The 12,347-nt window shown below is 61.0% G+C and carries 11 protein-coding genes; 5 read left to right on the forward strand and 6 right to left on the reverse strand.

The window, feature by feature from the left end; all coding sequences use genetic code 11:
* Positions 1-48: 48 nt before the first annotated feature.
* Entirely contained in the window at positions 49-1,488 is a 1,440-nt protein-coding gene (locus tag H8F22_RS28465; protein WP_027922016.1) for a TolC family outer membrane protein, read from the forward strand.
* Positions 1,489-1,539: 51 nt separating this feature from the next.
* Here the strand turns inward: H8F22_RS28465 and waaA are convergent, their stop codons facing one another.
* Positions 1,540-2,823, reverse strand: coding sequence for a lipid IV(A) 3-deoxy-D-manno-octulosonic acid transferase (waaA, locus tag H8F22_RS28470; RefSeq protein ID WP_027922017.1), 1,284 nt, complete (start codon positions 2,821-2,823; stop codon positions 1,540-1,542).
* Between the two features lie 11 nt (positions 2,824-2,834).
* Positions 2,835-3,731, reverse strand: coding sequence for a LysR family transcriptional regulator (locus tag H8F22_RS28475; RefSeq protein WP_059181739.1), 897 nt, complete (start codon positions 3,729-3,731; stop codon positions 2,835-2,837).
* Positions 3,732-3,834: 103 nt separating this feature from the next.
* Between H8F22_RS28475 and H8F22_RS28480 the strand changes: the two genes are divergently transcribed.
* The 4 genes from H8F22_RS28480 to H8F22_RS28495 all read left to right on the forward strand — a co-directional run bounded on the left by H8F22_RS28480 (position 3,835) and on the right by H8F22_RS28495 (position 7,358).
* Positions 3,835-4,167, forward strand: coding sequence for a DMT family transporter (locus H8F22_RS28480; protein WP_015093202.1), 333 nt, complete (start codon positions 3,835-3,837; stop codon positions 4,165-4,167).
* Positions 4,168-4,372: 205 nt separating this feature from the next.
* Positions 4,373-5,548 carry an NAD(P)/FAD-dependent oxidoreductase gene (locus tag H8F22_RS28485; protein ID WP_027922019.1) on the forward strand — a complete coding sequence of 392 codons (1,176 nt, stop codon included), beginning with the start codon at positions 4,373-4,375 and terminating at the stop codon, positions 5,546-5,548.
* Positions 5,545-6,357: an aldo/keto reductase gene (locus H8F22_RS28490; RefSeq protein ID WP_059181741.1), complete on the forward strand. Its 813-nt coding sequence runs from the start codon at positions 5,545-5,547 to the stop codon at positions 6,355-6,357. The genes H8F22_RS28485 and H8F22_RS28490 overlap by 4 nt, the downstream gene beginning before the upstream one ends.
* Before the next feature lie 32 nt (positions 6,358-6,389).
* Positions 6,390-7,358: a hypothetical protein gene (locus H8F22_RS28495; protein WP_027922021.1), complete on the forward strand. Its 969-nt coding sequence runs from the start codon at positions 6,390-6,392 to the stop codon at positions 7,356-7,358.
* Positions 7,359-7,419: 61 nt separating this feature from the next.
* Here the strand turns inward: H8F22_RS28495 and hldE are convergent, their stop codons facing one another.
* From hldE to msbA, 4 genes are all read right to left on the reverse strand, one after another.
* Complete coding sequence (gene hldE, locus H8F22_RS28500) at positions 7,420-8,844, reverse strand: bifunctional D-glycero-beta-D-manno-heptose-7-phosphate kinase/D-glycero-beta-D-manno-heptose 1-phosphate adenylyltransferase HldE (protein ID WP_059181742.1); 1,425 nt, start codon at positions 8,842-8,844, stop codon at positions 7,420-7,422.
* Positions 8,845-8,946: 102 nt separating this feature from the next.
* A complete protein-coding gene (cysC, locus tag H8F22_RS28505; protein WP_027922023.1) occupies positions 8,947-9,552 on the reverse strand; it encodes an adenylyl-sulfate kinase in 606 nt (201 codons plus the stop codon).
* The gene (locus tag H8F22_RS28510; RefSeq protein ID WP_194940975.1) at positions 9,545-10,249 is read right to left on the reverse strand and encodes a sulfotransferase family 2 domain-containing protein; all 705 of its coding nucleotides are present in this window, start codon (positions 10,247-10,249) and stop codon (positions 9,545-9,547) included. The genes cysC and H8F22_RS28510 overlap by 8 nt, the downstream gene beginning before the upstream one ends.
* Before the next feature lie 158 nt (positions 10,250-10,407).
* A complete protein-coding gene (gene msbA / locus H8F22_RS28515) occupies positions 10,408-12,210 on the reverse strand; it encodes a lipid A export permease/ATP-binding protein MsbA (RefSeq protein ID WP_027922025.1) in 1,803 nt (600 codons plus the stop codon).
* Positions 12,211-12,347: the final 137 nt, after the last annotated feature.

The raw sequence follows: 12,347 nt of genomic DNA on the forward strand, positions 1-12,347 counted from the left end.
GCCTTGGCGCTCAAATTACTTGTGTAATATTAATTCTAGGGAACGCCTATGCTGCGCAAACTTTCACTGGCCCTTGCCGTGTCTTGTGCGTCTTATGGAACGGGCTGGGCAGCAGAAGCGCCCTTATCGACCAAGAACGACCTGGTCAGCGTTTACCAGGAAGCAAAGGCCAACAACGCCGACCTCGCGGCGGCCATCGCGCAATATGGCGCGCAGAAAGAAGTCGTGCCTCAGGCTCGCGCCGGCCTGCTGCCCAATCTGTCAGGGGGTGCCGAAGTCGCCAGCGTGCGCACCGCGATCGACCAGCCTTCATCGACGGCCAATCGCAGCGCAAATTCGTATCAGGCTACCCTGGCGCAGCCGCTGTTCCGTGCTGATCGCTGGTTCCAGTTCCAGGCCGCCAAGGACGTCAACGAACAGGCGGCCCTGCAACTCTCGGCCACCGAGCAAAACCTGATCCTGCAATCGGCTGAAAGCTACTTCAACGTGCTGCGCACCCAGGACAATCTGGCGTCGACCAAGGCTGAAGAAGCCGCATTCAAACGCCAGCTCGACCAGTCCAACGAGCGTTTCGACGTCGGCCTGTCGGACAAGACCGACGTGCTCAACTCACAAGCCAGTTACGACACCGCACGCGCCAACCGGATCGTTGCGCAACGCCAGGTCGATGACGCGTTTGAAGCGCTGATCACCCTGACCAACCGTCAGTACAACTCGATCTGGGGCGTCGTCCATAGCCTGCCGATCCTGCCGCCGGCGCCGAACGACGCTAAAGCCTGGGTCGATACGGCCGCCCGCCAGAACCTGAATCTGCTGGCCAGCAACTACGCGGTCAGTGCCGCCGAAGAAACCCTCAAGCAGCGTAAGTCCGGTCACTTGCCGACGGTCGACGCGGTGGCGAAATACGAAAAAGGTGATAACGACGCACTGGGCTTCAGCAACCCGAACGCCTTTGGCCAACCGTACAGTGGCAACGTCGAGCAAACGACAGTGGGCCTGCAACTGAATATCCCGATCTACAGCGGCGGCCTGACCACCTCCCAGGTGCGTCAATCGTATGCGCAACTGGATCAGACCGAGCAGCAACGCGAAGCGCTGCGTCGGCAGATCGTCGAAAGCACCCGCAACCTGCACCGCGCGGTCAACACCGATGTGGATCAGGTACAGGCGCGCAAGCAGTCGATCATCTCCAACCAGAGTGCGGTGGAAGCGACTGAAATCGGCTATCAGGTAGGGACACGCAACATCGTCGACGTACTGGATGCGCAGCGCTCGCTGTACAACTCGGTACGCGACTACAACAACACCCGCTACGACTACATCCTCGACAACCTGCGCCTGAAGCAGCAGGCCGGCACGTTGAGCCCGGGGGATCTGGAAGACCTGAAGCGCTACCTCAAGGCCGACTACAACCCGGACAAGGACTTCCTGCCGCCGGATCTGGCGAAGGCTGCGGCTGCCCAGCTCAAGGCAAGACCCGGCGAGTAATACGTCATTATTCTGATGAGGGGGCTTGCCCCCTCTTCAGAAATGTCAGGCTCAGATCGGTCGGTTGATCAACCGCCCCAGCCCATCCAGCAATCGCTGCAACGCCCCCTGATTGCTGCGCATCACCTTCAGCCCCGCCTCAGCCATCCGCTGTGCATCGCGCGGCAATTCGAACAGCCGCTGCACCGCCAGCGCCAGACCTTCGGCATCCTCCACTTCCTGCAACGCCCCGGCACTGCGCAGCTGCGCGGCGATTTCGAGGAAGTTGAACAGGTGCGGGCCACTCAGTACCGGCTTGGCCAACGCGGCCGGTTCCAGCAGGTTATGCCCACCGTTCGGCACCAGGCTGCCCCCCACGAAAGCGGTATCTGCCAAGGCGTAGAGAAACAGCAACTCGCCCATGGTGTCGCCCACCAGCACCGACGTGGCCGAGGTCACCGGCTCGCTTGTGGAACGACGCAGCGTGGCGAAACCCTGCTGCTGACACAGCTCGAACACCGTGTTGAAACGCTCCGGATGGCGCGGCACCAGGATCAGCAACGCATCGGGATGATTGGCCAGTAACTGACGATGGGCCGCGAGGACCACTTCGTCTTCACCTTCATGGGTACTGGCGGCGATCCACACCGGCCGCTCAAGCGTCTGCCATTGCGTGCGCAGCTCGACGGCGCGTTGCAGCAATTGCGGGTCGATGGTCAGGTCGAACTTGATTGAGCCGGTGACTTCCACGGTTTCCGGACGCGCTCCCAAGTCACGAAAGCGCTGGGCCTCAGCCTCGGTCTGAACCGCGAACAGGCTCATCTCGGCGAGCATCGGCTGCGTCAGTTTGCGGAAGCGGCCATAACCCTTGGCCGAGCGTTCGGACAGTCGCGCATTGGCCAGCGCCACGGGAATCCCGCGTCTGGCGCATTGGTGAATATGGTTAGGCCAGAGTTCGGTTTCCATGATCACCGCCAGCGTTGGCCGGACCCGGTCGAGAAAACGCGCAGCGGCGCAGGGCAAATCGTAAGGCAGATAGCAGTGCTGAATGCGCGGTTCATTGGCGAACAACGCCTGGATGCGCTCGGACCCGGTCGGGGTCATGCAGGTCACGGTAATCGGCAGCTGTGGATAACGTTGCAGCAAGGCGCGGATCATCGGCGCCGCCGCGATGCTTTCGCCCACCGACACCGCGTGCACCCAGATACCGCCCGGCTTCATTACCGGCAGTGCGAGGGAGAACCGCTCGCCAATGCGTTTGGCATACGCCGGCGCCTTACGCGCCCGCAGCCACAGACGAATCGCTACCAGTGGCAGCCCCAGATAAAACAGCGCGGTATAGAGAGTTCTATTCATGGCGGCGGAGTTTATCGGCTTTTCTCGCCGATCGCCTGCAAGTGCACGGCAAAACGTTCCGCCAGCCAACGAGCCGCCGGGCCCGGCGGTTCATCGCGACGCCACACCAACTCCACCACCAGCGCCGGCGGGGTCCATTCGCTGTCCAGTTCGACCATCAGGCCCTGGTACGCCGGGTATTGCACCACGTGCCGGGGCAACCAGGCCCAACCGAGGCCGCGCACCAGCCATTCGGCCATCACGTAGAAACTGTCGGCCCGCCAGACTTGCGGGCTGGCGGGCTCGCTGCCGGGGTAAACGCTGGACTGGGTCGACATCAGCAACTGCCGATGCTGCGCCAGCGCCTGACAATCAACGTGAGCCTGCTTCGCCAGTGGGTGCCCGACGCCGCACACCGTGAGCATCTCGACGCTGCCCACCACTCGCCGCTCAAGGGCCTCGGGAATCTGGTCATGATAAAACAGCAGCCCCAGATCAGCCCGGCGCTCCACCAGTTTGCGCGCGACATCGCCCTGGGCGGCGCTGGTCAGCTGCACTTCGAGGCTGGGAAATTTTTCCGCCAGGGCTTCGAAGCTTTCGATGATCGGCTGATAGGGCATGGCTTCATCCTGAGCCACACGCAATCGAGCTTCCTGGCCGCGCATCATGGCCAACGCGCGACCGTTGAGGCGCTCGCACTGGCGCAGCACTTCTCGCGCCTCTTCCAGCAAGGCATTACCGGCCTCGGTGAGTTTCGGCTGACGGCCGCTACTGCGATCGAACAGACTCACGCCCAGATCTTCTTCGAGCAGCGCAATCGAACTGCTGACCGCTGACTGCGCCTTGCGCTGATCACGTGCCACCGCAGAAAACGAACGATGCTCCGCTACGCTGACAAACAACCGCAGTTGCTCAAGATTCCATTGCATAGGCCAGCCCATCTTTTTGGCAGATAGGTAATGACTTTACCGCATCTGAAGAGTCTCTAAAATGCCGACCTCAGAAAGCAACACTTCACACGAGGATGCACCCATGACCGCTTACTACTATCTGGCCATCGCCATCTGCGCCGAAGTGATCGCAACTGTTTCGATGAAAGCCGTCAAAGGTTTCAGCACGCCGCTGCCGCTGGTTCTGGTGATCGTCGGTTACGGCATTGCCTTCTGGATGCTGACCCTGGTAGTGCGCAGCGTTCCGGTGGGAGTTGCCTACGCAGTGTGGGCCGGCATGGGAATCGTGATGGTCAGCGTCGCGGCGCTGTTTATCTACGGGCAGAAGCTGGATGTGCCGGCGATGCTGGGGATGGCGTTGATCGTACTGGGTGTCGTGGTCATCCAACTGTTCTCAAAAACTGCCGGGCACTGATGCACCGCTTTTTGTAGCAGTTGCCGAAGGCTGCGTCCGACTGCGAAGCAGTTGTAAAAACTGACAATAGACATCTCAGACAGATCGAAGGCGAGGACTTCGGTCGAGCGCGACCCCGGCTCGAACGCAGCCTTCGGCAGCTGCTACATAGCGCTTGGCATGAATCTGTATACTGCGCCCTCGTCTTGAACACTGAGGTCGCCGCATGCCATCCGTTATTTCCACCGACGTTCTGATTGTCGGCGCTGGTGTCGCCGGCCTCTGGCTGAATGCGCGCCTGCGCCGCCAGGGTTTTTCGACCGTGCTGGTGGAAAGCGCCAGCCTCGGCGGCGGGCAGAGTGTGAAATCCCAGGGCATCATCCACGGCGGCGCCAAGTACGCGTTGCACGGCGCCCTGACCGGGGCATCGGAAGCGATTGCCGACATGCCGCGCCGCTGGCGTGAAGCGCTGGCGGGCGATGGCGAACTGGACCTGTCCGGCGTACGCCTGTTGTCCGAAGCGCACTATCTCTGGTCCCCCGGCACGCTCGCCGGCAACCTCACCAGTTTCTTCGCGAGCAAGGCCGTGCGCGGCCGTGTCGATCAGGTCAAGGGCGAGCAACTGCCGCCGGCCCTGCAAGACAAACGCTTCAAGGGCAAGGTTTATCGCCTGGCGGAATTGGTGGTCGACGTGCCAAGCCTGATCCAGCGCCTGGCCGTTCTGGCCGGTGATGGCCTGCTCGCCGCGCAGAAGATCGAGCCGCTGCTGGAAGGCAACGTGCTGGTCGGCCTGAAGGTCGATGAGCGCGAGATTCGTGCCCAGCGCATCGTCCTCAGCGCCGGTGCTGGCACCGCGGCATTGCTCGAAGCGCTGGGGTTGAGCCAGCCCGCCATGCAGCGTCGGCCGTTGCATATGATCATCGCCAAAGGCCCGGGCCTCAAACCGCTTTACGCCCATTGCCTGGGCGGCGGCACCAAACCGCGCCTGACCGTGACCACTCACCCGGCCGCCGACGGTCAGTGGGTCTGGTACATGGGGGGCGACATTGCCGAGGCTGAAGGCGTTGCCCGCGAACCTGCCGAGCAAATCGCCACGGCCCAGCAAGAGCTCGGGCAGTTGCTGCCATGGATCGACCTGAGCACCGCGCAATGGGCCACCTTGCGCGTGGACCGCGCCGAGCCGTTGCAATCGGGGCTCACCCGTCCCGACAACGCCTTCCTCGCCGAACAAGGTCGCCTGCTGGTGGGCTGGCCGACCAAACTGGCGCTGGCACCGGACTTCGCCGACCGGGTCATCGCCAGCCTGACGCGTGACGGCATCCAGCCGAGCCATCCAGAGCCTCTGCCGGAACTACCGAAACCGCCAATGGGCGTGCCGGCCTGGGAGCAACTGCTGCCATGAGCCAACCAACCCTGCACGATCTGCACCGCCCATTGGGCAGCACCGGCCTGCTGGTGTCGCCGCTGGGCCTGGGCACGGTCAAACTCGGCCGTGACCAGGGCGTGAAATATCCCAATGGTTTTCAGATTCCCGACGACGATGATGCACGCCGGTTGCTCAAACTCGCCCGCGACATGGGCATCAACCTGATCGACACCGCCCCGGCCTATGGCCGCAGCGAAGAACGCCTCGGCCCGCTATTGCGCGGCCAGCGTCAGGACTGGGTGATTGTCAGCAAGGTCGGCGAAGAGTTTTCCAATGGCCAGTCGAGCCACGATTTCAGTGCCGCCCACACCCGTCTTTCAGTGGAGCGCAGCCTGCAACGTCTGGAAACGGATTTTATCGACCTGGTGCTGGTGCACTCCGACGGCAACGATATGGCGATCCTCAATGACAGCGAGGTCTACGCGACCCTCGCCACGCTCAAGGCCGAAGGCAAGATTCGCGGTTTCGGTTTTTCCGGCAAAACCGTCGAAGGTGGTTTGAAGGCTCTGGAGCAAGGTGATTGCGCCATGGTCACCTACAATCTGAACGATCAGAACGAGAAGCCTGTCATTGACTATGCTGCTGCTCACGGCAAAGCCATTCTGGTCAAAAAAGCCCTCGCCAGCGGTCATGTGTGCCTGAGTCCAGGCGTGGACCCGGTGCGCGCCAGCTTCGAGTTGTTGTTTGAACATCCGGGTGTGGCCAGTGCTATTGTCGGGACCATTAATCCGCTGCACCTCGCCCACAACGTTGCGACCGTTGCCCAGGTCCTCCGTAGAAACTGATGCCGCCCACGCGGCCTTAAGCAGGAGCCGACATGCCGCGTACGCTCATTAGAAAGAACCCGAGCAACTTCAAGACCCTGCCATTGTACGTCGAAGCGACTCCCGAAGGCTTGAGCTACCAGAGCGTCGGGATGCCGCTCAACTTTTCCCAGACCCTGCAACGTCGCCGTCCTGTGACGGTAGCCAGCACCGAGCGGTTTGCGCTGGAACTGGCCAACCTCGGGGTCTCGGTGCGCCTGACCCTGCATTGGCAGAATCGCGATTACTGGGTGTTGGTGCGCCAGCGTCGGCAAGACCGTGGCGACGTGGTGCTCAAGCTGATCTCCGGGTACGTGCCGGCCCATGAACTGAACCTGCCGCTGCACACGGCGATTCAGGAAATTGCCGAAGAGTGCCTGCTGGAAACCCCGGAAGGCTGGCTCGGCGGGCGTTTTAATGACACGTGGTTGCCTGCGCCCTATGCCAGTGCCCTGCACTACCGCGAGGCGCTACCGTTTCGCCTGACGCCGTTGTCCGGTTCGGCGCGGCCGGTGCGGTGCGCCAACCTGCAACTGATCGAACGGCCACGGGCTTACGTGCATTTGCCCACCGCGTCGTTGCAACTGATCTATGACCTGCGCCTGGACGTGCCCAAGGAAGCCAAATCCCTGAGCCTGTTTCATGTCGATGAGCGCCTGGAAGGCGATCAACTGGTGGCCCGCCTCGACCGCAAGCGCCCGGATTTGTACCTGATGCCCTTGCAGGACGGCCAGCCGATGGCCGAGCTGTATACCTTGAAGAAGGATCAGCTCTACCCCGCGAGCACGCGCGGCTTGTTCCTGGCAGAGAGTTTTGCCCAACAGGAAGGCTGGGTGGTGCGTGATGAGCGGATTCGCTGGAAAGATTGGGTGCGCCAGCAGGGGCTGAGCCCGCCGGGGAAGGATTCGGGTCTGGCGCGATTACGCGGGAAGGCAAAGCAATTACTGAAGAAAATCGTGCCGCATAAAAAAGTCAGCTCTTGATCGTTCCCACATTCTGCGTCCGTTGATCATTCCCACGCAGAGCGTGGGAATGATCAACGTCTCACTCGGATTGACGGATCTTATCGACAATCGCCGTTGTAGAGCTGTTCGCTACCAGCCCCAGCACTTTCACCGTCCCGCCATAAGCCGTCACGATGTCTGCGCCGACCACTTGGTCGATCCCGTAATCCCCCCCCTTCACCAACACGTCCGGCTTGACCTCGCGCAACAGATTTTCCGGGGTGCCTTCAGGGAAGCTGATCACCCAATCCACTGCGCCCAAACCGGCCAGTACGGCCATGCGACGGTCGACGCTGTTGATCGGACGACCCGGCCCTTTCAGGCGGCTGACCGAAGCATCGTCATTGACCGCAACGATCAATCGATCGCCCTGGGCCCGTGCCTGCTCGAGGTAGGTCACGTGGCCGGCATGCAGAATGTCGAAGCAGCCATTGGTGAAGACAATCTTCTCTTTGTGCGCACGCGCATCGGCGACGGCCAGCAAGAGCTGCTCAAGGCCCAACACACCGCGCTCGGAACCCTCTTCGCGCTGGATGGCGCGGCGTAGTTCCGGGGCGCTGATGGCTGCGGTACCGAGTTTGCCGACCACAATGCCAGCTGCCAGGTTGGCCAGGGCCACCGCATGGGGCAATTCTTCACCCGCGGCAATCGCCGCTGCCAAGGTAGAAATCACGGTATCGCCAGCACCGGTCACGTCGAACACTTCACGGGCACGGGCCGGCAGGTGCAGCGCCGGATGATCCGGACGCAGCAAGGTCATGCCGTGTTCGCCACGGGTCACCAGCAAGGCGCCGAGGTCGAGGTCGTGCATCAGCTGCGCGCCTTTGCTCACCAGTTCGTGCTCATCGGCGCAGCCACCGACGATGGTTTCGAACTCGCTGAGGTTCGGGGTGATCAGGCTCGCGCCACGGTAGATCGAGAAATCCTTGCCCTTGGGATCCGCCAGCACTGGAATGCCACGGGCACGGGCGGCCTGGATCAGCACCTGATGGTTTTTCAGGGCGCCTTTGCCGTAGTCGGACAGCACCAGCACCTTGATGCCTTCGAGCAGTTCATCGACTTGCTCGCCAAGCGCCAACGCGTCGGTGGCGAAGGGTTCTTCGAAGTCGATACGCAGCAATTGCTGGTGACGACTCATGACCCGCAGCTTGACGATGGTCGGCTGGTGCGCAATGCGCTGGAAAATAGCCCGGACGCCTGCGCCCTGGAGGCTATTGGCCAGGCTGTCGGCCGCTTCGTCGTCGCCGGTCACACCGACCAGCGAGGCAGGAGCACCGAGCGCGGCAATGTTCAACGCAACGTTGGCGGCACCGCCCGGGCGGTCCTCGATTTGCTCGACCTTGACCACCGGCACCGGCGCCTCAGGGGAAATCCGTGAGGTACCACCATGCCAGTAACGGTCGAGCATGACATCGCCGACCACCAAGACAGGGGCTTGATCGAATCGCGGCATGGACAACTTCATGGAGCAACCCACATACAAAATGAACAGGGGCGCGATATTACCACAGGGTTGGCGCTGGCTTGCGTGACGGCTGCAACGGGATGATTTGCCGGGTAAAACTGTTCATTTATTGAGCAGAAAAGCCGATAACTGCCAGCAGGCGTCGGCCAGCCCCGTTTCGTCGGTGTCGATCTCACATTCGGCAGACAGCGGCGCCTCGTACGGGCTGTCAATGCCGGTGAAGTCCTTGACCCGCCCCTGCCGGGCCGCTTGATACAAGCCTTTGGGGTCGCGCTGCGCACACACTGCGAACGGCGTGCTCACATACACCTCAATGAAATCGCCTTCGGCGAACAAACGCCGGGCGGTTTCGCGCTCGGTACGAAAAGGCGAGATCGCCGCAACGATCACTATCAGCCCCGCATCCACCATCAATCGTGCCACCTCGGCCATGCGTCGGATATTTTCCCGGCGACAGTCAGCCCCCATCCCCAGATCACGGCACAAGCCGCCACGCAGGTTGTCACCATCCAGCAGAAAGGTGTGCAGCCCACGCTGATTGAGCTGAAGTTCAAGGGCATTGGCCAGCGTCGACTTGCCCGCCCCGGACAACCCGGTCAACCACAAGCAACGCGGCCGCTGGCATTTGATTGAGGCACGCGCCTCGTTCGACAGCGCCAGCGAGTAAGGCCTGACATCGGCAACTGACATCAACTGCGCTTTATTCATAGCCGAGCATCTCGTAGTCGCGCTGGTACGCCCGGCGTACCAACCGACGGGTACGCGCCGAGCAGAAATCACGGGCGCGCATCGGCTGTCGTTGCCGGGAGCTGTTGACGTGAGGCAGCACCAGCGAACACCCCAACTGCTCGCAGACCAGTTGAAAGTCCCGTTCCAGATGCTCCTGATACCCAATGAAGTCCAACGCCAGATGCCCCAGGGAGTCGGTGAGAAAATCCGTTTGCGCGGCGAAATGCAATTGCCGCTGGATCGTTTCCGGGTGCAGCCAGCGACCGACGAAATCGTCGAAGTCGCGGTAGTGGCTGACCAGTTTTTGCGCCGCATGATCGCGCCGGCCCAACTCGTTGCCCCGCAGAAACGCGTAGGCCGAATAAGCCCTTTCCAGAGGATCACGCACAAAGGCGAATTTGAAACTGGCCGCAAACTGCTCGGAAAACTGCTGCTCGTACCAGTACAACGGCAAGTGACCGGGGCTCCAATTGTCGAACATCGCTGCGCAAATGCTGCTCCCGGCACATTTGGGGACATGAATGTACAGACAGGAAAGCTGCTCGAAGGCTTGGGGAAAACGCACATTGGCCGACATCGATTTGTTCACCACCTGGCGGTCTACCACCGACAGGCGTCCCAGCAAAAATGCCCGCTGCGACTTGGGTAACAGCTTCCAGAGATAACGTTGCAGCATGGCAGTACCCGCGCGATGGGGATGGCCCCATCGATTGAAGTCAAAGGTCGTTCAGGAACCTTAACAAGCGAGTCGCACAGATTTATGCAGGTTTGGTCAAGAAGGGTAAAGGTCTGGATACAAATCGCCGGGCGCATTGCGCGCCCGGCGAGCGAAGATCAGGCGATGTCTTCAGCCGGGGCATCGAGGCCCATGGCGTTCAGGCGGGCGTAGTATCCGTTGTGCGCCAGCAGCTCGGCATGGGTACCGCGCTCGACGATCCGGCCCTGATCCATAACCAGAATCAGGTCAGCCTTTTCGATGGTCGACAGTCGGTGAGCGATCACCAGCGTGGTCCGGCCTTTCATCACTTGATCGAGTGCCGCCTGAATGTGGCGCTCGGATTCAGTGTCGAGCGCCGAGGTGGCCTCGTCGAGAATCAGCAACGGCGCGTTCTTCAACAGGGCTCGCGCAATCGCCAGACGCTGACGCTGACCGCCGGACAGCAGCACGCCGTTCTCGCCGACCTGGGTGTCCAGGCCTTCGGGTAATTGCGCGATGAAATCCATGGCGTAAGCGTCTCGCGCCGCTTTCTCGATGTCTTCACGCGGCGCGCCGGCGAGATCGCCATAGGCAATGTTGTTGGCCACGGTGTCGCTGAACAACGTCACATGCTGGGTCACCTGGGCGATGTGCTTGCGCAGGTTCAGCAGCTTGTACTGCTCCACTTCAACACCGTCGATCAGGATCTCGCCCTTGTCGTGGTGATAGAAGCGCGGAATCAGGTTGGCCAGGGTCGACTTGCCACTGCCTGAGCGTCCGACCAGTGCCACCATTTGCCCCGGTTCGACCGAGAACGTGATGTCATTGAGCACCTGGCGATCGGTGTCCGGGTAGGTGAAGCTCAGGTTACGTACGTCCAGACGACCGGTGACAGCATCGCGTTCGACGGTGCCGGTATCGACTTCAGGCGCAACGTCCAGTTGTTCGAAAATGCTCTCGGCACCGGCCACGCCTTTCTGGATGGTCGAGCTGACTTCGGACAGCTGGCGGATCGGCTTGGGCAACAGGCCGGCCAGGGTGATGTAGGCAACCATGTCACCAGCCGAAGCATCGCCACGCAGGTACAGCACCAGGAACATCAGCACCGCCATGGCGGTGTAAATCACCAATTGCAGCAGCGGCGTGTAGATGGCACCGGTGCGGGTCATGCGCAGTTGCTTGTCGGTATTGCCCTGGCTGGCGTCGAAGAAGCGTTTTTCTTCGTAGACTTCGCCACCGAAGCTGCGCACCACGCGATAGCCCTGAATGGTTTCCGACGCCACGTGCGTCACATCACCCATGGCCAACTGGATTTTCTTGCTTTGCTTGCGGAATTTCTTGCTCGCGGTGCGCACCATGACGGCGATCAACGGCAGGATGGCGACCATGACCAGCGTCAGGCGCCAGTTCATGAACAGCAGCGAGGCAAACAGGAAGATCACCGTCATGCCCTCACGGATTACGACCTTGATCGCATCTGTGGCCGCCCCGGTGACCATCGTCACGTTGAAGGTGATACGCGAAATCAGATGACCCGAGTTATGCTTGTCGAAATACCGGTTGGGCAGAACCAACAGGTTATTGAACAGCTGTACTCGCAGATCATGAACTAGACCCAGAGAAACTTTGGCTAGAAAGTAGTTGCCCAGATAAGATCCCAGCCCTTGCCACGCGGCGATCAGGATGATCAGCAGCGGCACCGCCTGCAGCAGTTGCAGGTCGCGCAGGTAAGGCACCGTCGGGAAGAGCGCGGCCTCAGGATTGGACAGGCCATCGACAAAGTACTTGAGGATATAGCCGAGCATTGGCTGGGTCGAAGCGAAAATCAGAAAGCCGACGATGCTGATCAGAAACAGACTGATGTACGGCCGGACATAGCCAAGCAGGCGGAAGTAGATTTTCAAGCTCGATGGGCTTGCGGAGAGACTGGAGTCGGTCATATCACGCGTTTGTCGATAAAAAGGACGCTGACTTTAGCACAGCTTCTTCAGGGTTCTGGCAATCGCATAAAGGCTGTTATTGTTAGACGTCGAATCAAGCATCAAATAGCCATCACCCCGAAATGGCCGATCAACTT

The sequence above is a fragment of the Pseudomonas mucoides genome (genome assembly GCF_015461845.1).
Lineage (GTDB): Bacteria > Pseudomonadota > Gammaproteobacteria > Pseudomonadales > Pseudomonadaceae > Aquipseudomonas > Aquipseudomonas mucoides.